This is a genomic window from Pseudomonas sp. gcc21, assembly GCF_012844345.1.
Classification (GTDB): Bacteria; Pseudomonadota; Gammaproteobacteria; order Pseudomonadales; family Pseudomonadaceae; genus Halopseudomonas.
Genome location: NZ_CP051625.1, coordinates 3,456,134 through 3,480,205 on the forward strand (window position 1 = coordinate 3,456,134; position 24,072 = coordinate 3,480,205).

Here is a 24,072-nt window from a genome sequence, read left to right on the forward strand (position 1 = left end):
GTCCATGTTGTTTTTCCCGACAACCCTGTGTTCTCCACGGGTGGGATCCTTGTCTTGAATCTGTTCCAGGCCAATTATAGCTCTGGCGTTGCAGCAGCAGTCCCGGTTCATCAGCAATAGGTCTTTGCGCTGTCAGCGATAGGCTCGATACCCTGCATCGGACAGGCCTGAAGCCAATCACGCAAGGGTCTGCCGTCGGGCATTACCAGGTGGGCATCCAGCTCGGCAAGAGGGTAGAGCACGAAGGGTCTGGCATGCATATGGTAATGCGGAACCTGCAGCCGTGGCGTATCAATGACCCGGTTGCCGTACAGCAATATATCAAGATCCAGCGTGCGCGGACCCCAGCGTTCGGCTTTGCGTACGCGTCCTTGTTGTTGCTCGATGGCCTGTAGAGCATCAAGCAAGGCTTCGGGTTGCAGTTGGGAATCGAGCATGACCACTGCGTTGGTATAGGACGGTTGGTCCTGAGGCCCGAGAGGCGCGCTGGTGTACAACGATGATCGTGCGCGCAGCCTGACGCCGGATAGCCGGCTGAGCGCTTCGCAGGCACTCTCGATCTGCGCGACAGGATCGGCCAGATTGCTGCCAAGCCCGATGAAACACCGTTCAGACATGGGTTAGTCGGCCTGGGCGCGGGGTTTGCGTTTGCGGCGGCCACGCGGACGCTTGGGTCCTGAACTCTTGTCGCCGAGGCCGCGAATCATGCTGCGTCGTTGCTCTTCGGTAGCGCTCTGGTAGCGGGTCCACCATTCGCCTAGGCCGTCAGTCTGCTCACCGGCGGCTTCCCTCAGTAACAGGAAGTCATAGGCTGCGCGAAAGCGCGGATGTTCCAGCATCTGATCGGCGCGGCGCCCGTTACGGCGTTCGAGGCGGGGCTGCAGGTCCCATATTTCGCGCATGGGAACACTGAAGCGTTTGGGTATCGCGGTGTGCCGGCATTGCTCGAACACCAGTTCGTGCGCCGCTTGCTGGTGGGCCGGAATGCTGGGTATGCCGCGTTCTTCCAGTTCCTCAATGCGGTTGGGCAACGCCGGCCAGAGCAGGGCGGCAAACAGGAAAGCAGGCGTTACCGGTCGGCCTTCGCGGATGCGGTCGTCGGTGTTGCGTAACGCATGGCGAATCAGCTTCAGGGTGTATTCCGGATTATCCTCGATGGCTTCATCGGTGTCCGGGAATAGCGGGGCGAACAAATCGTGATGGTGAAGTAGCTCAAAAGTCTGTTCGCCCTGGCCACTCATCAACAACTTGAGGCTTTCATCGAACAGGCGCGCAGCGGGAATGTCGTGTAACAGCTCGGACATTTCTACCAGAGGGGCTGCGCTGTGGGGCTCGATCTCGAAGTTCAGCTTGGCAGCAAAGCGCACCGCCCGCAGCATACGTACCGGGTCTTCATGGTAGCGCTGTACCGGATCGCCAATCAGGCGGATCTCACCGTTGCGGATGTCGCGCAGACCATTGGCGAAATCGTGAATATTGCCGGTGCGCACATCGTAGTACAGCGAGTTGATGGTGAAGTCGCGGCGTTGCGCGTCCTGTTCGAGCGTGCCGTAAACGTTGTCGCGCAGCAGCCGTCCGGTTTCACTCTGGCGCGAATGCTCGTCACTCTGCACTGCGCCGTCGGCCGATTCCTCTCCATGGCTGGAACGGAAGGTAGCGACTTCGATGATCTCGCGACCAAAATGGACATGCACCAGTTTGAATCGGCGGCCAATCAGCCGCGAGTTGCGAAAGGTTGCACGTACCTGTTCGGGCGTGGCGCTGGTTGCTACATCGAAATCTTTCGGTTCCATACCTAGCAGCAGGTCACGCACGCATCCGCCTACTGCAAAGGCTTCGTAGCCAGCCTGCTGCAAGCGATCCACTACTGTTACGGCATTCCTGTTCATCCGCTCGCGGCTTAGGTTGTGCTGGCTGGCGGGGATAATGGCAGGCGTCGTGCGCCGTCGAGCGGGACGACCGAAGGGGTAGGGGATCTTTTGCAACAGCTTTCGAATCATAGGGGCAGGTATTCCACCGGCATATTTCCGTCCAGGGCCAGATCGCTTGGCGTTCCGTCGCGACGTACCGCGACGTCAGCAGATCCCAGGGAAAAAAATGTGGGTTACTTTGGCATACGTGGCCGTTGCGATGGCGCTGGGCATGAGCGTGCCAGCAAAGCGATCCGGGCAAAGGCGGTAGTGTTGCCTGTTTTTAATAGAGGAGTATTCTAGCGTGATGAAGGAGGAATTGTAAGGAAGGGAAATAAAGCTCAAGGGGAGTATGCGCTCCCCCTAATGGTGTTTTTTATTATTGTTTGAATCGAGCTGTTGTTGTTTTTAGACACAGGCGACAAAGTCGCCTTATGGTTTACCCATCCCGGGTTGTCCAAAAACAAACGGATTGCTTTGGAAGCTTAGGTGTGCGACTCAGGCCTCTTCGGCATTGGAACGGTAGGTTGCTTGGGCAACTTTTATTGTTCTCGAATCCAATCGAACGTCCTGTTCGCTAAAAGAGTTCCCACTCTCCAAAAAAATCAGTTTGCTACGCCCGCACGTTTTGTTTTTGTTGTGGTGAGAGCAAATGTTGTTTTTGTTATGTGTCGTTGGTTTTTATTGTTGTTGTACTGGATATAAAGCATTAGCCGTGCCAGGTTTTGAAAGCCCTGTTAAATCAATCAGTTAGTTGTTTATGCTTTGGTGGCAAAGCGTGCCGGGAGCGGGGTTGTTACCAATCAACCCGTGCGGGTGTTACGTAAGTCCGGATTGGAGGTAACAGTTTGTGGGGGTGGGGTAGGTAACAGGTAACAGACCCGCCAGGACGAAGCGGGTCTGTGGATGGCGTTTCTAGCTGCTGGCGGTTTTCTTGCGCGGGATGCCGAGACGCTGACGGCGCTCCCACAGGCATTTGCGGCTGATGCCCAGCTTGTTTGCCAGCTCCGTTTCGGTCATGTGTTCCTGATGTTCGAGGACGAAGTGCTGGAAGTAATCCTCCAGTGACAGGTCTTCAGTGGGATCCTGCTGCGGTTTGGGCGCGGAATGGCGCATGGTTTCGAGCGCGCTGGTCGCCTCTGACGCGCGTTGGTACTCGGGGTCCAGGTCAATGCCCAGCAGATCCGTCGATATTTCGTCCTCGTCACACAGGATTGCAGCACGCTCGATGGCGTTTTCCAGTTCGCGGACGTTGCCCGGCCAGTTATACAGGCGAATGCTTTGCGCCGCTTCGCGGCTGAAGTGCAGGCCGCTCAACCCCATCTTTCTGGCCGCCCGGCGCAGTAGCGCTTCGGCGATCAGCATGACGTCGTCGCCGCGCTCGCGCAGTGGCGGCAGGCGCAGCTCAATAACGTTGAGCCGGTAGTAGAGATCCTCACGGAACAGACCCTGACGGGCCAGTGTTTTCAGATCCCGGTGGGTAGCCGCGACCAGCCGCACATCGACCTTGTGTGATTGTACCGAGCCGACCCGGCGTATCTCGCCTTCCTGCAATACGCGTAACAGTCGCGCCTGGGCTTCCAGTGGCAGCTCACCGATTTCGTCGAGGAACAGGGTGCCGCCGTCAGCGGCTTCGACCAGGCCGGTGCGTCCGGCTGTGGCGCCGGTAAAAGAGCCTTTTTCGTGGCCAAACAACTCGGATTCGATCAGAGTTTCGGGGATGGCCGCGCAGTTCACCGAGATCATCGGGGCTTTGATCCGGCGCGAGTGCTCGTGCAGGGCGCGGGCAACCAGCTCCTTGCCTGTACCGGATTCACCCTGGATGAGGACGGTTGAGTCAGTGGGGGCAACCTTGCCGATCCGCTTGAACAGCGTTTGCATGGACGGGCTGCTGCCGATGATGCCCATATCACCCACTGTAGCCGCCTCGCCGTCAGCGTCAGCTGCCGCAGCGTCTGCTTCAGGCTGAGTCAATCGCTTGCTGTGGTCTTCGATGATCCGCGCAACCGCAGCCAGCATTTCCTCGTGGTCAAAGGGCTTGGCGATGTAGTCCACCGCGCCCAGCTTCATCGAGTCGACCGCCGAGCGCAGGCTGGCATAGCTGGTCATGATAAGCACAGGGGTCGAGGACGCCCGGGCAATCAGCTCGGTGCCGGGTTCGCCGGGCAGCCGCAGGTCGCTGATAATCAGGTCGAAGTCATCGAGGTTATAGCGCTCGACAGCTTCGTGAACTGCGCCCGCTTCGCTGACCTGGTATTGGTGGCGTTCCAGCAACCGTCGTAATGCCGAGCGGATGATGGTTTCGTCTTCAACAACCAGAATATGTGACATATCTACCTCTTGTGATCACGGCCCGGCCTGTTCAGGCACTGGTGCCGTTACCCAATACGCTATAGCGGGGCAGGGTAATAGTGAACCGCGTGCCACGCATGGTTGCTGCATCGATCGGGCTATCAATGGTGATCTGCCCGTAATGTTCTTCAATGATGGAATAGACCAGTGCCAGTCCGAGGCCAGTGCCCGTGCCGGGTTCCTTGGTCGTGAAAAACGGCTCGAACAGGCGCGCCATGATCGCCTTGTCGATTCCGCTACCCTGATCTTCAACCGTGAGCAGGACCTGATGTTCGTCCTGTACAGTTTTTATTGTGATGGTGTCTCCGTCCTGACTGGCATCCCGGGCGTTGCCCAGAAGATTGATCAATACCTGCACCAGTCGCTGACTGTCGCCGGCTGCCAGATGGTCCGGATTACACAGGCTAACATATCTGACATCGGGGCCCTTACGGCTGAGTGACAGAAGATGTATTGCTTCACTCGTGCAGGCGGCCAGGTCAACGGGTTCGTTGGCATTGTTGTGGCGGCTGCCGACGTGGGCGAAATTAACCATGGACTGGACGATACGCGACACGCGCCGGGTCTGCTCCAGGATCTGCTCAGCCATTTCCCGGGTATTCGGTTCAGCCGATTCCTCACGCATTTCCTGAGCGAGGCAGGCGATGCCGGTGATCGGATTGCCAATCTCATGGGCGACGCCGGCGGCGAGACGGCCGATGGATGCGAGCCGCTCGGAATGGATCAGTTCGTCTTCGAGCATCTGGGTTTCGGTCTGGTCCTCGATCAGCAGCACCAGGCCGCTGCCCAGATTGCCTGGTTCGTCGATCGCTGCCTTGTGCAGGTTGAGCCATTGGGTATGGCCGTTGATGACCAGTTTCTGTTTATGCAGGTGCGCTGACTGGTCCGCCACCAGGCGCTCCAGCAGACTGTTCCAGGGTGCGGGCAGATTCGCCAGGCGAGAACCGATAACGCTGTCTGCTTCGATCCCCGTGAGCGCATGCATCGCGCGGTTCCACATCAATACTTCGCTGTCCTTTGCCAGCGAACATACGCCCATCGGCAAATCCTGCAATGTCTGGCGGTGATACCGGCGCAGGGCGTCGAGTTCTGCGGCCAGACCGGTCAGCCGCGAGTGATAGTCTTCCAGTCGATTCTCGATGAAGTGTATGTCCTGGGTGACATAGCCATCGCGCGCCAGTTTGAAGGGCAGAAAGGTTTCAACCATTTCCTGTGCGACGGCCGGACCCATCAGGCCTGACAGGTTGGCTTCCAGGCGATCGCGCAGGCGGCGGAGCGCGTAGGGGCGGCGTTCATCGAAGGGCAGTTGTAGGTCGTTCAGCGCCTGTTCCACTTCTTTCTGCGCGGTCTTGTTGCCCAATGGTTTGGCCAGCTGCTGGGCGAATTCCTGCGGCGAATTGGCAACCAGTTCCATACGCTGCGGGCGGCTGACGTTATCCACGGAACAGGCTTCGGCCGCGCTGCGCTCCTCATTGGAACGCTGGGTAAACAGTGAAATCAGGGTAAACACCACGATATTCACCGCAAGCGAGGCGATGGTCGCGAAATGCCAGGTATCTTCGTGGAAATCCAGTACAAGACCGAACAGCGCAAGACTGCGCAGTTCAGTGACCAGCGGTAATAGCAGCGTGACGACCCAGACCAGCATGCCGGCGAGCAGACCGCCGATAAAGCCCCGGCGATTGGCCTGTGGCCAATAGAGTATCGACAGCGCGCCTGGCAGAAACTGCAGTGTGGCGACGAACGAGGCGATGCCCAGGTTGGCCAGGTCCTGTTCCGCACCCAGCATGCGGTAGAAACCGTAACTGGCCATGATGATGGCTGCAATCAATGTGCGCCGGGTCCAGCGTAGCCAGCGGTAAATGTTGTTATCGGCGCTGGGTTGGTAGACCGGTAACACAATATGGTTAAGCACCATGCCGGAAAGCGCCAGGGTGACAACAATGATCAGGCCACTGGCTGCGGACAAGCCGCCCACGTAGGCCAGCAACGTCAGCCAGTCGGCTCCGGCTGCCACCCCCAGACCCAGCGTGAAATATTCCGGGTTGGTTGAGACGTTGAGGTGCAGGCCGGCCCAGAGAATGGGTGGCACCGCCAGGCTCATCAGCAACAGAAATAGCGGTAACCCCCAGCTGGCCGTAGCCAGCGCCCTGGGGTTGATGTTCTCCGAAAAAGCCATGTGATACATGTGCGGCATGACGATGGCGGCTGCGAAGAACACCAGCAGCAGAGTCCGCCAAGGCCCTTCCTGAAGCGGCGTATGCAGGGTTTTCAAAGCTTGCTGATTATTCGCCAGCCAGTCTTCCAGCCCGGATGGGCCATCGAACACCACGAACAAAGCATAAAGGCCTACGGCGCCGATGGCGATGAGCTTGACCAGCGATTCGAAGGCGATCGCCATGACCAGGCCTTCGTGCTTCTCTCTGTTGGATATATGCCGTGCGCCGAACAGGATGGCAAACAGGGTGATCAGCACGCAAAAGCCGAGGGCAATCGAATGCTGAGTCGGGTCGCGGGTCAGTATCTGCACGGAATCGGCCACTGCCTGGATCTGCAGGGCCAGCAGCGGTAGCACGCCGATCAGCATGAGGATAGTGGTCAGTGTGCCGGCCCAGGTACTACGGAAGCGGAACGCGAATAGGTCGGCCAGCGAGGATAACTGGTAGGTACGGGTCAGGCGCAGGATCGGGTTCAGCAGCACCGGCGCGAGCAGGAAAGCGCCACACAGCCCGAGATAGTAGGTAAGGAAGCCGTAACCATACTGGTAGGCCAGACCCACAGTGCCATAGAAGGCCCATGCGCTGGCATAGACGCCAAGCGAGAGCGTATACACCGCTGGATGATGCAGCACGCCACGGGGCAGCATGCTCTTTTCAGTGATCCAGGCGACGCCGAACAGGGCAAGCAGGTAGACGACGCTGATAAGCAGCAGCAGTCCCAGATCAAAGCTCATCAGTGTCCTTTGGGCTTTGCAGAAGCATGCCGGCAATGATCAGAATCAACCATAGAACATAGGGGCGATACCAGGCGCCCTGGGGCTCGATCCACCAGTCCATGATTGCAGGGGAAAACAGGTAGATGCCGATTACCAGCAACAGTACCAATCGGTAAATATACATGACGCTTCCGTATCGAAGTTGTCTGATGGTAATCAGGCCGGGTGGGCTTGCCAAGTTACGTGGGCGGGAGACTCTCCTCAAGCATTTGCTGGACTGCGGGCAGCCGCTGAGGTTGCCAGTGGGGTGCGGCCCAGGCCAGCTGTTCGCTGACCGGCGCGTTGCGCAAGGTGTGTGGCGGCTGTTGGCCCAGCGCAGTCAGCGCCCGAAACAACGTGGCAGGCGCGTGACCCGTTTCAATTGGCTCTGAAGCGAGTCGCTTGCTGAGCTTTTCGCCCTGTCTGCGCATGATCAGCGGAATATGCAGATAGCACGGAGGCGTTGCGTCCAGCAGGTGATAGAGCCACAGCTGGCGCGGCGTTGAATCAAGCAGATCGGCCCCGCGGACGATGTCGGTGATGCCCTGATCGATATCATCGACCACTACCGCGAACTGATAGGCGACGATGCCATCGCGACGTCGCACCACGAAATCCCCTACATCGCTGGCCAGATTCTGGCTGAATGTGCCCTGCAGACGGTCGCTCACCCTGAGCTGTTGATCCGGAACCCGGACGCGGATGGCGTGGTCGCTCCCGGCCGGTAAGGCCCGGGTACGGCAAAAGCCGGGGTAGAGTCCGCCCTGTTCCATGATCAGCTTGCGTGAGCAATCGCAGTAGTAGGCTTCGCCGCGCTCGATCAGGCTGTGCAGTAAGTCGCTGTAGCGTTCGAGATTCCGGCTTTGGTGCAAGATATCGCCGTCCCACGCCATGCCGTAACTTTCGAGCGTGCTGAGAATGTGATCAGTTGCGCCGGGCATATTGCGAGGTTGGTCGAGATCTTCGATACGCACCAGCCAGCGGCCGTCATGGTGACGCGCGTCGAGATAACTGGCGAGCGCCGCGAGCAGCGAACCAAAGTGAAGATGACCACTGGGCGTTGGGGCGAAGCGTCCGACGTAAGGCTTGGCATGCATGCTGCGGGGCCTGTGTCAGGGGACCGGCTGGCGGCGCTAATCCTTAAGCGTCGCCAGCGGGAGAGGGGCCGGCTATCAGCCGCCGATCTGCTTTTCCTTGATTTCCGCCAGGGTTTTGCAGTCGATGCAAAGCGTGGCGGTGGGGCGTGCTTCCAGACGGCGGATGCCGATCTCGACGCCGCAGGAATCACAGAACCCGTAGTCGTCATCTTCGATGCGCAGCAGGGTCTGATCGATTTTCTTGATCAACTTGCGCTCGCGATCGCGGGCGCGCAACTCCAGGCTGAATTCTTCTTCCTGGCTGGCACGGTCGGCGGGATCCGGAAAGTTTGCGGCTTCGTCCTGCATATGCATAACAGTACGGTCCACTTCTTCCATCAGCTGTTTTTTCCAGGTGTCGAGGATATTGGTGAAATGGGCGAGTTGGCGCTCATTCATGTATTCCTCGCCCTGTTCTTCCTTATAAGGAACAAAGCCGCGTAACAATTGTGTTTTTTCTTTGACATTGCTGGGCATGGGAAGCGCCTCACTTTTGCTCAATCAATCTGACCGGGTACCCACCGTAACTGTCCGTGTGGAGGCGGCCGGTGGCTTGCAGCGGGCAAAGCTACCAGAACCTTGTACCGTAAGCTACTGTTTGGCGCCAGAAGGCCGGCCAGCGTTGAGGCGGGCTGTAGCCTGGGGCTATCGGCGGTATCATTCGCGTTTCGATGTTGCCCTGAACCAGGAGATGATGATGCAGCAGTATCGCTGGGCCCAACGGGCACGTGATATCCAGCCTTTTCACGTTATGGCCGTTCTGGCCCGGGCCCAGGCTCTGGCAGCGCAGGGATACGATGTGATTCACATGGAAATCGGCGAGCCCGACTTTGTCACACCCGAGCCTATAGTGCGGGCCGGGCAGGCGGCTCTGGCCGAGGGTCGCACGGGCTATACCTCAGCGCTGGGAATACCGGCGCTGCGTGAAGCGGTCGCCGGGTTGTATGCCAGCCGATACGGTATCGATCTGGACCCCCGGCGCGTGGTCATCACGCCGGGTGGCTCGGCAGCTTTGTTATTGATCAGCGCCTTGCTGGTAGAGCCTGGCTGCAACGTGCTGATGGCCGATCCGGCTTATCCCTGCAACAGGCATTTTCTACGTCTGGTAGAAGGTCAGACCCGTCTGATTCCAACCGGTGCCGAGACCCAATATCAGCTGACGCCGGCCATGGTCGAACAATTCTGGGATCCGCAGACGGTGGCGGTGCTGGCTGCATCGCCGGCTAATCCAACCGGTACGCTGTTGAGTCGCGCCCAGCTTGCCGGCCTCGCCGAGACGACCCGGAGGCTGGGTGGTTCGTTGATTGTGGACGAGATTTATCATGGCCTTACCTACGGTTGCGATGCGGTGTCTGCGCTGGAGGTAGCGCCCGACGCCTTCGTGTTGAACAGCTTCTCGAAGTACTTCGGCATGACGGGCTGGCGCCTGGGCTGGCTGGTAGCGCCCGAGGCTGCGGTTCCGGAACTGGAAAAGCTGGCGCAGAATCTTTACATATGCGCGCCCCACATGGCGCAGGTTGCCGCATTGGCGGCTTTCAGTGACGAGAGCCTGGAAATCTGCGAGTCAAGGCGCGAGGCGTTCCACCAGCGCCGGGACTTCCTGCTGCCGGCGGTTCGCGAACTGGGCTTCGAGGTGCCGGTCACGCCTGATGGTGCCTTCTATCTATACGCGGGGACCCGAGCATTCGGGGGTGACAGCGCGGCGCTGTGTCAGCATCTGATCGAGACCGAGCATGTGGCGGTAACCCCCGGGCTGGATTTCGGTGACTATCTCGCTGATCAGCATGTGCGTTTCGCCTATACCACGTCTCTGTCACGTCTCGAGCAGGCTGTTGAACGCCTCGCCCGTGGATTACAAAGCTGGCGCGCATGCTGATACCCTTCGAGTCGCCGCTTACCGAAGGCGTGTTGGTAAAGCGCTACAAGCGCTTTCTGGCTGATGTGCTGCTGGCTGATGGGCGCGAACTGACTGTCCATTGCCCGAACACCGGTTCCATGAAAAATTGCGGCGAGCCGGGCAGTCGGGTCTGGGTGAGGATGGTCGACAAGCCGGGACGCAGGCTTCCCGGCACCTGGGAACTGGTCGAGACAGCGCCAGGCGAGCTGGCCTGTATTCACAGTGCGCGCGCCAACAAGATCATAGGCGCGGCGCTGGCAGTGGGGGCAATCGGTCCGCTGACCGGTTTTGCGCATATGCGTCCCGAGGTCACGCTGATTCCTGGCGCAAGCCGATTCGATTTTCTGCTGAGCGAGCCGGGCGAATGCGTGGTGGAGGTCAAAAGCGTTACGCTGGCATTGGGAGAGGGCGAAGGTGCTTTTCCGGATGCGATCAGCCTGCGCGGGCAGAAGCATTTGAAGGAGTTGATTGAAGTAGTGCAAACGGGGCGCCGTGCGTGCCTGTTGTTCTGTGTGATGCACAGCGGCATCCGCTCGGTACGACCCGCCGATGAGATTGATCCGGTCTATGGAAGATTGCTGCGTGATGCGGCGCAGAAGGGCGTGGAAATCATCGCCTGGTCGGTGGTGCCTCAGTCGGAAGGGTTGAACGTGGCGGGGCAGTTGCCGGTTGTTCTGTAGTGGCCCGGGGTTGAGCGCTTCAGCGAGCCGGGCGCGCTGATATAGCCGAAGCCAATCGCCCGCCGTCCGCCAGGATTACGCAAGACGCCGTGAACCCATCCCTGGGGGCTTGGTGAAAACATCCCTGTTTTCAACACTTGCTCCACCCTGCCAGCCGGCAGGCTTGTTCGAGCATCGGAATAGCCCAGATTTTCAAACCGTCCTTGCCTCGCTTGGCCAGGGAAACCAAGGTCCAAGGTATTGCCTGAAAACAAAACCATCAAACACGACGGACCGATTCCCCCCTTGGTAAAAGGGGGGCTAGGGGGGATTGGCTTTTCCAAGCCAGACAAGGCCGTCGTCTAGATAGCTGTCCAGCTTGCGCAGCGAGTCTCCACTGCAAGGCCCGGCGATGCATTCGCCGCTTTCGGGAAGAAACAGCGCGCCATGCGTCGCGCATTGAATCAATCGGCCGGAGCTGTCGAGAAACTGGTCGGGCGTCCATTCCAGCGGAATACCGCGGTGCGGACAGCGGTTTTCGTAGACAAAGGCTTCGCCGCCCTGACGCACAACCAGAATGCCGGTCGTACCGTTGGCGAAGCCCTTGCTGCCGGGGTCAGGCAGCTCATCCAGCCGGCACAGTGCGCGGGGTTCTCGGTGATGGGTGTGCTTGGTCATTGGCCGATTATCCCAACTCGCCGGCCTGACGGCCAGCAGCAATACTGGTACCTTGTGCCACCTTGGGGCGGCCCGGTTCAAGGCGCTCCCGGATCAGTTGATTATTGAAAGGACAACAGATGGATGCTGCGCGTCGGCTCAAGCTGATGGTCATGGTGCTGCTCGCCGTTCTGCTGGTGTTGGCGGTACTGCTATCGCTTGCGCTGGGCGCGGTAACGGTTCCGCTGGGCGATACGGTTGTGGTGTTGGCCAACCTGATTCTGCCGGTGGAACATGCAGTCGAGGCCCAGCTTATCGTCGAGCAGATACGCCTGCCGCGTACCCTGATGGGCATGCTGGTGGGCGCGACGCTGGCACTCACCGGCGCGGCGATGCAGGGCTTGTTCCGCAATCCGCTGGCTGATCCGGGCCTGATTGGCGTATCCAGCGGCGCGGCACTCGGCGTCGCCCTGATGTTGGTGCTGGGTGGGCCACTGTTGATGATGATGCCCGATGTGCTGGCTCCTTACGCGACTGTGCTGGGAGCGTTCATTGGCGGTGCGCTGACGACCTGGCTGGTTTACCGGCTGGGGCAGTCCATTCAGGGCACCTCGGTCGCCAACATGCTGCTGGCCGGTATCGCCATTGCAGCCGTTAGCGGTGCCTTTATCGGTCTGCTCAGCTATCTCGCTGACGATGCCATGCTACGGACTCTGGTGTTCTGGAATATGGGCAGTCTCGGTGGCGCCAGTTTTGAGCGGGTGGGCATGCTCGCGCTATGTTGTGCGCTGGTCTGGTGGCGTCTGCCGCGTCAGGCCGAGGCGCTGAATGCCTTGTTGCTGGGCGAATCCGAAGCGCGGCATCTTGGCATTGAGGTAGAGCGAGTCAAACGCGAACTGGTGCTGCTGACAGCGCTCGGCGTCGGTGCCTGCGTTGCGGCCGCCGGGCTGATCGGGTTCGTTGGTCTGGTAGTCCCGCATCTGGTCAGGTTGATGGTCGGTGCGAATCATCGTTACGTACTGCCTGCTTCCATGCTGTTGGGTGCAGGGTTGCTGTTGCTCGCCGATCTGGCAGCCCGGCTGGTGGTGGCGCCCGCGGAATTGCCCTTGGGGATATTGACGGCATTGATCGGCGCGCCGTTCTTCCTCGCCCTGCTTCTGCGCGCCCAGCGCCATGGAGGCGTCTGATGCTGGAGGCTGTCGATCTCAGTTGCGCCCGGGGCGGCAAGACCATCCTGAACCAGGTCAATTTCGAACTGCGCTCGGGCGAAGTGTTGGCCGTACTGGGTACCAACGGGGCAGGAAAAAGCACACTTCTGGCTACGCTGGTGGGGGAGCTTTCTGCTTCGGGCGGGCAGGTTCGCCTGGCCGGGAGACTTTTGGCGCAGTGGCCGGGTGGCGAGCTCGCGACCCGTCTGGCGGTGCTGCCGCAATCCTCGTCGCTTGCGTTCGCTTTTACTGCCGAAGAAGTCGTGGCAATGAGTCGGATGCCCCACGACACCGGTTTGCAGATCGATCGGCGTATCGTCAGCGAGGCGATGCGGGCGGCGGATGTGACGCATCTCGCTGGGCGTAGCTATCTCAAGCTGTCTGGCGGCGAGCGTCAGCGTGTTCACCTGGCGCGCGTCATGGCGCAGATCTGGGAAACACCCGAGGCCTGTCTGATCATGGATGAGCCCACTGCGTCGCTGGATCTGGCGCATCAGCAACTGATTCTTGAACAGGCGCAACGCATTGCCGCGGGGGGCGGCGCGGTGTTGGTGGTGTTGCATGACCTGAACCTTGCCGCCCGCTACGCGGACCGTATCCTGTTGCTCGATGGGGGCGAAGTCGCCGCGCTGGGCACCCCTTGGGATGTGTTACAGGCGGAGCGCATTGCCGAGGTTTTCGCAGTGTCGGTCCAGGTCACACGGCATCCGACCCAGGACAGCCCCTTGATAATCATCTGAGGTGAGGATGAAGGCATTTCTGATTGGATTTGCAATATTGTTTTCCCTGGGCACTCAGGCAAAACCCTTACCGGAATGGGTCAGTCCCCTGCACACAGAGCATCCACAGGTGGGTCAGGTCAAAGACACTGCGACTGGGGAGTGGATCAATCCTGTTGAGCTGGTGGAGGTGCTGGCAGACGCGCCCCACGTCATGGTGGGAGAGAAGCATGACAACGCTGACCATCATCGGCTACAGCTGTGGTTGCTGCGCGCGCTGGCGGAGCGCCGGCCGCAGGCGAGTCTGTTGTTGGAAATGCTCGCGCCCGAGCAACAGGCAGCTGCAGATGCGCTGCTGCGTAACGACAAACTGACGGACGAAACACTGCAGGCGCGCCTGAACTGGGCACCCGGCTGGGACTGGACGCTGTATGGCGACCTGGTTCGCTGGGGACTGAATGAGTCTGGCCGGTTGCTCGCGGCTAATATCGCAGAAGACGAGATGAAAAATCGCTACCGCGAGCCGAGCCCATTGAGGGATGTCTATAGCGAAGACGCGGGACGGCAGTTGCGCGAAACGATTGTGGCATCGCACTGCGGCAAGCTATCCGAAACGCATTTTCCGGCAATGCTCAGTATCCAGCAGGCCCGCGATCAGCGCATGGCCGAAGCGTTGCACGCCGCCGACCAACCAGCTCTGCTGCTGGCTGGCAACTTTCATGTACGCAAGGATCTGGGCGCACCGCTGCACTGGCCGGGTAATTCCGCGCCGGTGGTGGTGATGCTGATCGAGGCGGGACAGACTCCGCCCGATGCAGCGCAAGCTGATTACGTCTGGTTGACCGCAGCGATGGAGCCGAAGGATTACTGCGCCGACTGGTGAATCAGCTTTTTTCACACAAAAAAAGACCCGCTCAAAGAGCGGGTCGAATATCCGTGATTAGCCTGATGAGGAGATAACCAGCTGTCTCGCGACACCTTGTTATCGGGCCACCTCGCGATGGCTTGCGTTAATAGTAATCGTTCTCATTATCATGTCAAGCGAAGGGCCGGATTTATTTTGCGCGCTTGTAGTGACTCAGTTCCTTGTTCATCAGATCGATGCGACGGGCCATGCTTTCGATCAGGCTGTGCGCGATGCGCGGGTTGCTTTGCATCAGTGCCAGAAACTGTTCCTTCGGAATCATCATTACCGTAGTCGGAGCGCTGGCAATCACGGTCGCTGAGCGTTTCTCCCGGGTGAACAGCGCCATGGCGCCGAAAATTTCGTCTTTTTGTACATCGCCAACCTTGATGCCCTCCACAAAAGCTTCGGCGTGGCCTTCGGTGATGATGAACACATGGTCCGCATCATCGCCCTGACGTATCAGTTCAGCTCCTGCGTCGAAATGCTGGAAGCCGGTGACCGGCCGGATTTCCGCCGGCTTGTTATGTGCCAATGCATCTGACATAAGCGCCGCCTGCCCGAGTATGTACTGGGTAAATTGCTCCTGGCGTCTGCTGCTGGCATGGATATGCTTGAACAGCGCCTCGCGATCATAGGGAATCAATTCCAGAGGTTCGTCACTGGTATAGACGCAGGGCGCGGTGCTCAGCCCCTGGCGTAGTCCGATAAGATCGCCTTCCTGCATATAGAACAGCGGCTTGCCGTCGATCATGGCGTGCAGGAGGCCGCTCTTGAGCAGATAGAGCCGGTTGTTGCCGATCGTGCGATACAGGTCATCGGTCGAGTCAAGATGCACTGTCGCGTCGCACGGCTCCAGGCCAACCAGCAACTGCTCGGGTATGAGCTGCAGGTCGCTGATGAGTTTTTCGGCGTAGGGAGGCTGGTCACCAATGAGATACATTCAAAAATTCCTTTTGATAAAGTCTAAGGCCGCTCCCGGCAGTAGACGCTCTGCGACGGTCCAAATGCTACAGCGCGCTTTCTAATATAAGTTGGGGCTGCGGTAAGGCAACACCAGAAAATGTGATCCGGTTCTCTTTTTTCTGATTTCAGGGTTTCTCTTCCCTGCGCAACTGATCAAGCAATTCTGCTTTATAAGCAGGGTCAAGCTGGTTCCAGTGTACATCCTGCAAGGCCCCTGCAATGGCAAACAGTAGCGCCTTGGAGGCGCGAAATCCACGGGCGCGTACGGCGCAGTAACAGCCTACCGGACCGCGCCGACGCAGCTCCTCAAGACTGTGGATGCCGGTCGCATGTAACCATTGTGTGGAGGTTTTGCCCAGGTTGCGCAGACCCAGCAATTCATCTTCCTGCATGGTTACCCCGCAATTCAACGGGATGTGGCAGGGCGAAGCTGTTTCGGGGCGACAGCAGTTGGACCGACAACGGGTCCGGTCTTCGAAGTGATTGCATGATTCGGGGCTTCTTTTTATTGGTTCCCGAATCCAGTGTAGTGCCCCCTGTCAGTTCCGTACAGCCAGGGGGCGGTTGGCCTGTGGACGATCAGAGTCGCTTGCGCAGCGTAGCAATGAGTTCCTGCACGCTCTGGCTCTTATCCGTCTGAACCGTCAGGTTGTGTTGCGACTCTTCATCGTCCAGTGGTTCCATTGTTTCGAGCTGGTGGCGCACGATATCGATGGTGGCGTCCGAGGGGTCGGTGCCCGCTTTGGTCCGCTTGGCAATCCAGGCTTCAATGGTGCCCAGCGGAGCCTTGCATGTAATGATCAGACAGGGCGCGCCTTGCTCCTCGATATGCTGGCGAACCAGCGCACGCTGGTCGCGCTTCAGGTGCGTCGCATCAACCACGACCGGGTAGCCGGCCGCAAGCACCTGCGCGGCCAGGGAGCCGAGGCGGGCATAGGTTTGCTGGCTACGCTCCGGCGCGTAGAGTCCCGCGTCCGGCTTGCCGGCACCGTCATTGCCAAACAGCCGCTTGCGTTCGATGTCAGAGCGTATCCGGATCACCCCCAGCGGCTCGACCAGTTGGCTGGTCACTGTGCTTTTGCCTGAGCCCGATACGCCATGCATGAGCAAACCGAAGCGCTTGGGTATTTGCGTATAGCTTTCAGCGAGATTGACGTAACCCTGGAAGCGCGCCATGACCTCGTTGCGCTCGTTATCGCTAATGCCCGGCTGGCTGAGGCGCAGCAGGGCGACTTTGGCCCTGACCATGGCGCGGTAGGCCTTGTAATAGTTCAGCAGCAGCAGGCCAGCATAATCGCCGGTATGCTCCAGATAACCGTTCACGAAGCGCTGGGCCAACGCAGGCAGGCCACGGTCTTCAATGTCCATGGCCATGAACGCTACATCACTCATGACATCGATCCAGCGGAAGGCTTCATTGAATTCAATGCAGTCGAACAGCGTGACCTTACCGTCCACCATGGTTACGTTATCGAGATAAATGTCACCGTGACATTCGCGGATAAATCCTTCTGCTTTGCGCTGGGCCAGTTGGGGAATCAGCCGCTGGAATGTACTATGCGCCCACAGCTCCAGCTGCTCGATCTGCGCTAGTTGTTCAGCGTCGCTCAGCATGGAGCGGATGTGTTCGAAGTTCTGGGCGACTGGTGCATGCACCTGCTCGGGTTCGCCCCAGCTAGCGTCGAGCGCGGCACAGTCGATGCGACCATGGAAGTCAGCCAGCACACGGGCCAGCGAATCGATATGGTCGGTGGTAAGCGTACCGGCTCGCTGCATATTGCCGAGCAGGTCTTCCTGTCTGAACTGGCGCGTCTTGACCATGTACTCGATGATCTGGCCGTCGCCGGTCAGGGTCGGTGAGCTTTCGCTGCCGCGTACCGGGATGACGTCGAGATACAGCTCGGGTGCAAGACGACGGTTGAGGCGCAGTTCTTCATTGCAGTAGTGGGCGCGCTGCTCAAGGCTCGAATAGTCAAGGAAACCGAAATTGACCGGCTTCTTGATCTTGTAGACATAGTCGCCGGTCAGCAATACCCATGAAATATGGGTCTCCATCAGCTTGAATCCGGAAACCGGATGATCGTACAGGGCAGGATCTTGCAGTGCGTTCAGCAGTGTCTGGCTCACGGTGTATCCTTGCTTGGACTGACAACAGCAGCATTATGAAGGCTGGTAGGCTGCAGGCCAACCTTCGCTATATCCGCCGACGAATCAGGCGGTTGCATCGGTTACGGGGTGGTTGGAAAGGTTATGGGAAGAAAACGCGGGGGACGGGCGGCCAAAAAGGTCGGCTTCTGGAGGCGCTGGTCTGGCTGGATCTTCAAGCTGGGGCTGGTTGCGTTGGTGTTATTTGGTGGGCTGGTCATTTACCTGGATGCGGTTGTACAGGAAAAGTTTTCCGGCAAGCGCTGGGCGGTTCCGGCCAAGGTGTATGCCAGGCCGCTGGAGTTGTTTGCGGGGCAGCGGCTGAACAAGGACGACTTTCTGGCCGAGCTCGAGGCGCTGGGCTACCGGACCACTCAGGCGGCGCGTTCGCCTGGCCAGGTATCGGTCGCCGGTAACCGGGTCGACGTGCATACCCGCGGCTTCGCATTTTCCGAGGGCGACGAGCCTGCCCAGCACCTGAGCGTACGCTTTGACGGCAACCAGGTCGCCGGCCTCGCCGGGCACGGGAATCTGGTCATGGCGCGACTCGAGCCTCTGATGATCGGCGGCATCTACCCGGCTCATAATGAAGACCGCGTCCTGATTCAGTTGCAGGAGGCGCCTCCCTACCTCGTCGAGTCGCTGGTGGCTGTAGAGGATAGAGAGTTCTTCCAGCATTTCGGTGTCTCGCCCAAGGGCATTCTGCGCGCTGCCTACGTCAATATGAAGGCGGGAGGAGTAGTGCAGGGCGGCAGTACGTTGACCCAGCAGCTGGTGAAGAACTTCTATCTCACCAGCGAGCGAAGCATGCTGCGCAAGGCCAATGAAGCCATCATGGCGGTCCTGCTGGAACTGCACTATTCCAAGGAAGATATCCTCGAAGCCTATCTAAACGAAGTGTTCCTGGGGCAGGATGGCCGCCGGGCCGTGCACGGCTTTGGACTTGCCAGCCAGTATTATTTTGCACAGCCGCTGCGCGAGCTCGAGTTGCACCAGGTGGCATTGCTGGTGGGTATGGTCAAGGGGCCGTCCTTCTATAACCCACGCCGGCGACCGGAACGTGCCAAGCAGCGCCGGGATCTGGTGATCGAATTGCTGGCTGAGCAAGGCGTCATCAGCGAACAGCATGCTCAGACGGCTATTGCCAAACCCCTGGATGTTGCAGCGCGCGGCCGTTTGACCGATACCAGCTATCCAGCGTTCATGGACCTGATCAAGCGTCAGTTGCGTGAGGAATATCGCGACGAAGATCTGACCAGCGAAGGCCTGCGCATCTTTACCAGTCTCGACCCGGTTATGCAGAACAAGGCCGAGCGGGCAGTGGAGACCACGCTGAAGCGATTAGGGCCAGCGCCGGGTGATGTGGAGATGGAAAGCGCGATGGTCGTGACCAGTGCGCAAACCGGTGAGGTGCTGGCGCTGGTCGGCGGACGCAACCCCAGATTCTCAGGGTTCAATCGTGCCCTCGACGCGTCACGGCCCATTGGTTCGCTGGTCAAGCCTGCGGTCTTTCTGACCGCGCTGGAGCAGCCACAGCGCTACTCCCTGATCACGCCGGTTGATGATTCGCCGATCACGCTCGAGGCCGAGCCAGGCAAGACCTGGACGCCGCAGAACTATGGTCGCGAGAGTCATGGTCTGGTGCCGCTGCACGTCGCGTTGAGCCGGTCCTATAATCAGGCCACGGTGCGGCTGGGTGTGGAACTTGGGGTTCCCGAAGTGCTCAAGACCATCGAGCGGATGGGCGTTCAACACGGTTGGCGGCCGTATCCTTCGATGCTGCTCGGCTCAGGCGCCATGACGCCATTGCAGGTCACGGATATGTACCAGACGCTGGCCAACGGCGGCTTCAATACACCGCTGAGGTCTATTCGTAGCGTGCTGGCGCCTGACGGAGAGCCGCTGGGCCGTTACCCGTTCGCGGTACAGCAACGCTTCGATTCAGCGACCATCTATCTGATGCAGGAAGCAATGGTCCGGGTAATGACCGAAGGGACAGGGCGATCGGCGTATAATCAGATTCCGTCTACGGTGCGTCTTGCGGGTAAAACGGGAACGACCAATGATCTGCGCGATAGCTGGTTTGCTGGCTATTCACAGGATTTGCTCGCGGTGACCTGGCTGGGGCGGGATGATAATGGCGCGACCCGCTTGACCGGTGCCACCGGTGCCTTGCAGGTATGGAGCGCGTTCATGCGCGACGCACACCCGCAAGGGCTTTCCACCAGCCCACCCGCAGGCGTGGATATGGCCTGGATCGATCCGGAAACCGGGCAGGGCAGTGACCCGAGCTGTCCAGGCAGTATCGAGGAGCCGTTCAGAAAAGGGTTTGCGCCGTTGCCGGGTCCGGGTTGTCAGCCGCTGATCGATACCGAGGCGGTAAAAGACGGCGCGAATCGAGTACTGGATGTTATTCGTGGCTGGTTGCCATGAATCAAGAGAGGATTGAATGATGCGATATGAACGGTTCGGCCTGCTTGCCGGGTGTGCGTTGGTGCTTGCTGGTTGTGCCGGAACAGGGGGCACGGTTCCGGTAGTTGATTCGGGACGTTCGGTGTCCAGCGAAGAAATGCGGGTGGGGGCCGGTCGTCAGCCGGTGCAGCAGCAACCAGCTCCTGAACCGGAGCAAAGCAGTGTAGTTGTGATGGTGCCTGACGAAGCCGGTGGCTCACGTGCGATCGAGTCCTATCCGCTGGATGGCCAGCCCTCCTGGCAGCAGGGCGAGCAACAGCAACAACAGCAACAACAGTCCAGCGAGCCACAAGCACAGCCGGCACCGTCCCGCACGCCCGCCACGTCGGGTGGCGCTTTGCAGGGCGACGAGCAGCTGGACGGTCCGGTGCTTGCGCTGCTGACTGTAGCGCGCGAGCAGGAAGGGCGCGGCGATCTGGGGAACGCGTCGGCCAGTCTCGAGCGGGCAATGCGTATTGCTCCGCGTGAACCGCAAGTGCTGTACCGGTTGGCGCAGGTGCGCCTGGCTCAGGGAGATGCCGCACAGGCAGAACAGCTGGCTCAGCGCGGCCTGGCGTATGCAGCCGACCGTCCGACGCTTCAGGCCGGTTTGTGGAACCTGATTGCCGAAGCGCGGGACAAGCAAGGCAACCGGTCAGGCGCTGCCGAAGCGCGAGAACGGGCCAGGGTTCAGCTGTGATGGACCCGCTCTGGCATGAGCTGGCAGACGCACTTATCGATCTGGAAAGGGAGTTGCGTGGGCTCGGGCTGTGGGCTCAGAGTCCGCCGGATGCCGAGCTGCTCGCCAGCCGGCAACCGTTCTGCGTCGATACCCTCGGTTTCGAGCAATGGTTGCAGTGGATTTTCGTGCCGCGCATGGCTGTCATCATCCAGCAAGGTCGCGATCTGCCCGGGGCGTTCAATATAGCGCCCATGGGTGAGGAGGCGCTGGCCTGGTTAGGCCGTCGCCGTCATACTCTGGTAGCTATCCTGACCCGCATCGACGGTCTGGCTGCCAGACTCAGCTGATCAGTCGCAGCGATTGTCGATTTCACCGCGCGTGTCGGCGATCATCTTCTGTCTTTCATCCTCGCCGATTCGTTCCACCTCACCCGATGCATTGGTCCGCGTCAGTCGCGGATTATTGACCAATGTTTCGAGGTTCTTGTTCAGCTGTTCGCAATGACGCTGGAGTTCTGCTTTCTCTGCGCGCGCGGCTGCCCGCTCTTCAGGCGCTTGCGTGCCCTTGGCTTCGATAGGCGGGAGTGGTTGGCGCTCACGCAAAGTGCCGCCTGGCGGGGGCGGAGTGGTGATGTCAACGATGCGGTAAGGTCGATCAGCAGGCGGTTGTTGACCGAACTGCAGGCCTCCCCGATCGTCCGTCCATTGGTACATTGATACGGCGGTTGCATTGGAGCAGAGCAGGGCAAGGCCCAGTGCAGTCAATATCTTGTACATGCGAGTCTCCTTCCTTGGTATGAGCGTCGGCGAACGCCTACTATAGCCAATCGCGCCCGGGCAGGTATACGCCGGGCGATAACCGCATGCTTTTGTCTCAACCTGATTGACTTTTCGTGCTCGAGTGTAAACAATTCGTGGTTCTCATAAGCGCGTCGCTATCGGGACCTACTCGGTATCCGGGCGTAGCGCTTTGTTGCTCAATCCAGGAGGCGAGACCCCGCCAACTCCTGGCCTGGCACCCGCACGCGCTACCTCGCGCTGGGTGAGACGGTTCGGTAACCAAGGGCTGTCTCCGATGCACGTAGTCAAGCTGACGCATGGCAACCACCGTTGCCAATGCTCTGCCGAGCAGTAAACAGGTACCCTGCTGCCCTCTCCCGATGGGTGGCAAGCTAGAGGTGATTCTAAGTGGAGCTTTTATCCGGCGCTGAGATGGTCGTCCGCTCATTGCGTGACGAAGGGGTTAAATATATTTACGGGTACCCAGGCGGTGCCCTGCTACATATCTATGATGCGATCTTCCGTCAGGATGATGTCGTGCACGTTCTAGTGCGCCATGAACAGGCCGCAGCGCATATGGCTGACGGTTACGCGCGTGCCTCCGGTAAGGCCGGCGTGGTGCTGGTAACGTCCGGCCCCGGTGCGACCAATACCATCACCGGTATCGCGACAGCCTTCATGGATTCCATTCCGATGGTGATTATCTCCGGCCAGGTTGCGAGCAACATGGTTGGTACCGATGCGTTCCAGGAAACCGACATGATGGGTGTTTCCCGGCCGATCGTGAAGCACAGCTTCATGATCAAGGATCCGCGCGAGATTCCCGAAGTCATCAAGAAGGCGTTCTATATCGCACAGTCCGGCCGGCCGGGTCCGGTTGTCGTGGATATCCCGAAGGATATGACCAATCCGGCGGAGAAGTTCGAATACAGCTATCCGAAGAAGGTCAAGCTGCGCTCCTATAACCCTGCGGTCCGTGGTCACTCCGGGCAGATCCGCAAGGCGCTGGATATGCTGGCCGAAGCCAAGCGTCCGATCATTTACTCGGGCGGTGGCGTCATCCTTGGTGGCGCATCGGCGCAACTGACCGAGCTGGCCAGGGAGCTCAATGTTCCTGTGACCAATACCTTGATGGGGCTAGGTGCCTACCCCGGTAGCGATCGTCAGTTCCTGGGGATGCTGGGTATGCACGGCAGCTACGTTGCTAACGTCGCGATGCATCACGCCGACGTGGTGATGTGTGTCGGCGCGCGCTTTGATGATCGTGTCATCAACGGCGCCAACAAGTTCTGTCCGAACGCCAAGATAATCCATGTCGATATCGACCCTGCGTCCATATCCAAAACGATTCATGCGGATATTCCGATTGTCGGTCCGGTTGATGGCGTTCTGACTGAAATGCTGGCAACCACGCGCGAATTCAATTTGCGGCCGACCAAGGAAGCCATGACCAGTTGGTGGAAGCAGGTCGACGAGTGGCGCGGCAGTCGCGGCCTGTTCCCGTATGACAAGGGCGACGGCTCCATTATCAAGCCGCAGTCGGTTATCGAAACGCTCTGGGAAGTTACCGAGGGTGATGCCTACGTTTCCTCCGATGTGGGTCAGCATCAGATGTTCGCTGCGCAGTACTATCCGTTCAACAAGCCCAATCGCTGGATCAATTCCGGTGGCCTCGGAACGATGGGCTTCGGCTTGCCGGCCGCCATGGGCGTTCAGCTGCATTACCCCGATGCGCAGGTCGCCTGTGTGACCGGTGAGGGCAGCATTCAGATGAACATTCAGGAGCTGTCGACCTGTCTGCAGTACGACCTGCCGGTCAAGATCATTACTCTGAACAACCGTGCTCTGGGTATGGTTCGTCAGTGGCAGGACATGCAGTACAACAGCCGTTACTCGCATTCGTACATGGAATCGCTGCCTGATTTCATCAAACTCGCCGAGTCCTACGGGCACGTCGGTATACGCGTAGATCAGCCGGAAGAATTGAAGCCGGCCATGGAAGAGGCCTTTGCCAACCGCAAGCGCCTTGTGTTCATGGATATTCGCGTGGATGACAGCGAGCACGTCTATCCGATGCAAATCAAGGATGGATCGATGCGCGATATGTGGCTGAGCAAGACGGAGCGTACCTGACATGAGACACATCATTTCCGTACTTCTGGAAAACGAACCGGGTGCGCTGTCTCGTGTGGTTGGTCTGTTCTCGCAGCGTAACTACAACATCGAAACGCTCACCGTTGCGCCAACCGAAGACCCGACATTGTCTCGTCTGACGCTGACTACAGTGGGTCATGATGAGGTCATCGAGCAGATCACCAAGAACCTCAATAAGTTGATCGAGGTGGTGAAGCTGGTCAATCTGTCCGAAGGCGCGCACATCGAGCGCGAGCTGATGCTCGTCAAGATCAAGGCTACCGGCGCACAGCGCGCCGAGGTCAAGCGCACCACCGATATCTTCCGCGGCCAGATCGTGGATGTGACCAGCAGCGTTTATACCGTGCAGCTGGCAGGCACGTCCGATAAGCTGGACAGCTTTATCGAGGCGGTCGGTCCGACGGCAGTAATTGAGGTCGTGCGTACCGGGGTGTCTGGTATCGCCCGGGGTGAGAAGGTCCTGAGTATCTAGGATTTCT

Annotated in this window: 22 protein-coding genes; 10 read left to right on the top strand and 12 right to left on the bottom strand. The window is 59.2% G+C overall.

Features of this window, described 5'->3' with window-relative positions:
* Window positions 1-110: 110 nt before the first annotated feature.
* From folK to dksA, 7 genes are all read right to left on the bottom strand, one after another.
* A complete protein-coding gene (gene folK, locus HG264_RS16020) occupies window positions 111-617 on the bottom strand; it encodes a 2-amino-4-hydroxy-6-hydroxymethyldihydropteridine diphosphokinase (protein ID WP_169408542.1) in 507 nt (168 codons plus the stop codon).
* Between the two features lie 3 nt (window positions 618-620).
* Window positions 621-2,000 carry a polynucleotide adenylyltransferase PcnB gene (gene pcnB / locus HG264_RS16025; RefSeq protein WP_169408543.1) on the bottom strand — a complete coding sequence of 460 codons (1,380 nt, stop codon included), beginning with the start codon at window positions 1,998-2,000 and terminating at the stop codon, window positions 621-623.
* Between the two features lie 825 nt (window positions 2,001-2,825).
* On the bottom strand, window positions 2,826-4,241 hold the full coding sequence (locus HG264_RS16030) for a sigma-54 dependent transcriptional regulator (RefSeq protein ID WP_169408544.1): 1,416 nt from the start codon (window positions 4,239-4,241) through the stop codon (window positions 2,826-2,828).
* A 31-nt stretch (window positions 4,242-4,272) separates the two neighbouring features.
* The gene (locus tag HG264_RS16035; RefSeq protein WP_169408545.1) at window positions 4,273-7,215 is read right to left on the bottom strand and encodes a sensor histidine kinase; all 2,943 of its coding nucleotides are present in this window, start codon (window positions 7,213-7,215) and stop codon (window positions 4,273-4,275) included.
* Window positions 7,205-7,381 (bottom strand): hypothetical protein, encoded by a 177-nt coding sequence (locus HG264_RS16040; RefSeq protein WP_150301413.1) that lies wholly within the window; start codon window positions 7,379-7,381, stop codon window positions 7,205-7,207. The genes HG264_RS16035 and HG264_RS16040 overlap by 11 nt, the downstream gene beginning before the upstream one ends.
* 55 nt (window positions 7,382-7,436) lie before the next feature.
* Complete coding sequence (gene gluQRS / locus HG264_RS16045) at window positions 7,437-8,333, bottom strand: tRNA glutamyl-Q(34) synthetase GluQRS (protein WP_169408546.1); 897 nt, start codon at window positions 8,331-8,333, stop codon at window positions 7,437-7,439.
* A gap of 75 nt (window positions 8,334-8,408) precedes the next feature.
* Window positions 8,409-8,849: an RNA polymerase-binding protein DksA gene (dksA, locus tag HG264_RS16050; RefSeq protein WP_150301411.1), complete on the bottom strand. Its 441-nt coding sequence runs from the start codon at window positions 8,847-8,849 to the stop codon at window positions 8,409-8,411.
* 217 nt (window positions 8,850-9,066) lie between these two features.
* Between dksA and HG264_RS16055 the strand changes: the two genes are divergently transcribed.
* The gene (locus tag HG264_RS16055) at window positions 9,067-10,248 is read left to right on the top strand and encodes a pyridoxal phosphate-dependent aminotransferase (protein WP_169409173.1); all 1,182 of its coding nucleotides are present in this window, start codon (window positions 9,067-9,069) and stop codon (window positions 10,246-10,248) included.
* Window positions 10,248-10,949, top strand: a complete 702-nt coding sequence (sfsA, locus tag HG264_RS16060) for a DNA/RNA nuclease SfsA (RefSeq protein WP_169409174.1) — start codon at window positions 10,248-10,250, stop codon at window positions 10,947-10,949. The genes HG264_RS16055 and sfsA overlap by 1 nt, the downstream gene beginning before the upstream one ends.
* A gap of 300 nt (window positions 10,950-11,249) precedes the next feature.
* Here sfsA and HG264_RS16065 read toward each other — a convergent pair whose 3' ends face one another.
* Window positions 11,250-11,606 carry a Rieske (2Fe-2S) protein gene (locus tag HG264_RS16065; protein WP_169408547.1) on the bottom strand — a complete coding sequence of 119 codons (357 nt, stop codon included), beginning with the start codon at window positions 11,604-11,606 and terminating at the stop codon, window positions 11,250-11,252.
* 119 nt (window positions 11,607-11,725) lie between these two features.
* Here HG264_RS16065 and HG264_RS16070 point away from each other — a divergent pair, with 119 nt between their 5' ends.
* Genes HG264_RS16070 through HG264_RS16080 form a run of 3 tightly spaced genes read left to right on the top strand, consistent with a single transcriptional unit; the run spans window position 11,726 to window position 14,395 of the window.
* Window positions 11,726-12,772, top strand: a complete 1,047-nt coding sequence (locus HG264_RS16070; RefSeq protein WP_169408548.1) for an iron ABC transporter permease — start codon at window positions 11,726-11,728, stop codon at window positions 12,770-12,772.
* Window positions 12,772-13,533, top strand: a complete 762-nt coding sequence (locus HG264_RS16075; RefSeq protein WP_169408549.1) for a heme ABC transporter ATP-binding protein — start codon at window positions 12,772-12,774, stop codon at window positions 13,531-13,533. Before HG264_RS16070 ends, HG264_RS16075 begins: the two co-directional genes overlap by 1 nt.
* Before the next feature lie 7 nt (window positions 13,534-13,540).
* Window positions 13,541-14,395, top strand: coding sequence for a ChaN family lipoprotein (locus tag HG264_RS16080; RefSeq protein WP_169408550.1), 855 nt, complete (start codon window positions 13,541-13,543; stop codon window positions 14,393-14,395).
* Window positions 14,396-14,567: 172 nt separating this feature from the next.
* On the opposite strand, the gene HG264_RS16085 is transcribed toward HG264_RS16080, so the two are convergent.
* The 3 genes from HG264_RS16085 to HG264_RS16095 all read right to left on the bottom strand — a co-directional run bounded on the left by HG264_RS16085 (window position 14,568) and on the right by HG264_RS16095 (window position 17,509).
* A complete protein-coding gene (locus tag HG264_RS16085; RefSeq protein WP_169408551.1) occupies window positions 14,568-15,359 on the bottom strand; it encodes a cyclic nucleotide-binding domain-containing protein in 792 nt (263 codons plus the stop codon).
* Between the two features lie 148 nt (window positions 15,360-15,507).
* Complete coding sequence (locus HG264_RS16090) at window positions 15,508-15,774, bottom strand: TfoX/Sxy family protein (RefSeq protein WP_169408552.1); 267 nt, start codon at window positions 15,772-15,774, stop codon at window positions 15,508-15,510.
* Between the two features lie 187 nt (window positions 15,775-15,961).
* Window positions 15,962-17,509: a bifunctional aminoglycoside phosphotransferase/ATP-binding protein gene (locus tag HG264_RS16095; protein ID WP_169408553.1), complete on the bottom strand. Its 1,548-nt coding sequence runs from the start codon at window positions 17,507-17,509 to the stop codon at window positions 15,962-15,964.
* Between the two features lie 123 nt (window positions 17,510-17,632).
* Between HG264_RS16095 and mrcB the strand changes: the two genes are divergently transcribed.
* Genes mrcB through HG264_RS16110 form a run of 3 tightly spaced genes read left to right on the top strand, consistent with a single transcriptional unit; the run spans window position 17,633 to window position 21,007 of the window.
* Complete coding sequence (gene mrcB, locus HG264_RS16100) at window positions 17,633-19,960, top strand: penicillin-binding protein 1B (RefSeq protein WP_169408554.1); 2,328 nt, start codon at window positions 17,633-17,635, stop codon at window positions 19,958-19,960.
* 16 nt (window positions 19,961-19,976) lie between these two features.
* Window positions 19,977-20,678 carry a tetratricopeptide repeat protein gene (locus HG264_RS16105; protein ID WP_169408555.1) on the top strand — a complete coding sequence of 234 codons (702 nt, stop codon included), beginning with the start codon at window positions 19,977-19,979 and terminating at the stop codon, window positions 20,676-20,678.
* Window positions 20,678-21,007, top strand: coding sequence for a YqcC family protein (locus tag HG264_RS16110; RefSeq protein ID WP_169408556.1), 330 nt, complete (start codon window positions 20,678-20,680; stop codon window positions 21,005-21,007). Before HG264_RS16105 ends, HG264_RS16110 begins: the two co-directional genes overlap by 1 nt.
* On the opposite strand, the gene HG264_RS16115 is transcribed toward HG264_RS16110, so the two are convergent.
* Window positions 21,008-21,436: a DUF4124 domain-containing protein gene (locus tag HG264_RS16115; protein ID WP_169408557.1), complete on the bottom strand. Its 429-nt coding sequence runs from the start codon at window positions 21,434-21,436 to the stop codon at window positions 21,008-21,010.
* Between the two features lie 411 nt (window positions 21,437-21,847).
* On the opposite strand from HG264_RS16115, the gene HG264_RS16120 reads away from it, so the two are divergent.
* Together HG264_RS16120 and ilvN are read left to right on the top strand one after the other, a co-directional pair.
* On the top strand, window positions 21,848-23,572 hold the full coding sequence (locus HG264_RS16120; RefSeq protein ID WP_169408558.1) for an acetolactate synthase 3 large subunit: 1,725 nt from the start codon (window positions 21,848-21,850) through the stop codon (window positions 23,570-23,572).
* Window position 23,573: 1 nt separating this feature from the next.
* The gene (gene ilvN, locus HG264_RS16125; RefSeq protein ID WP_150301401.1) at window positions 23,574-24,065 is read left to right on the top strand and encodes an acetolactate synthase small subunit; all 492 of its coding nucleotides are present in this window, start codon (window positions 23,574-23,576) and stop codon (window positions 24,063-24,065) included.
* Window positions 24,066-24,072: the final 7 nt, after the last annotated feature.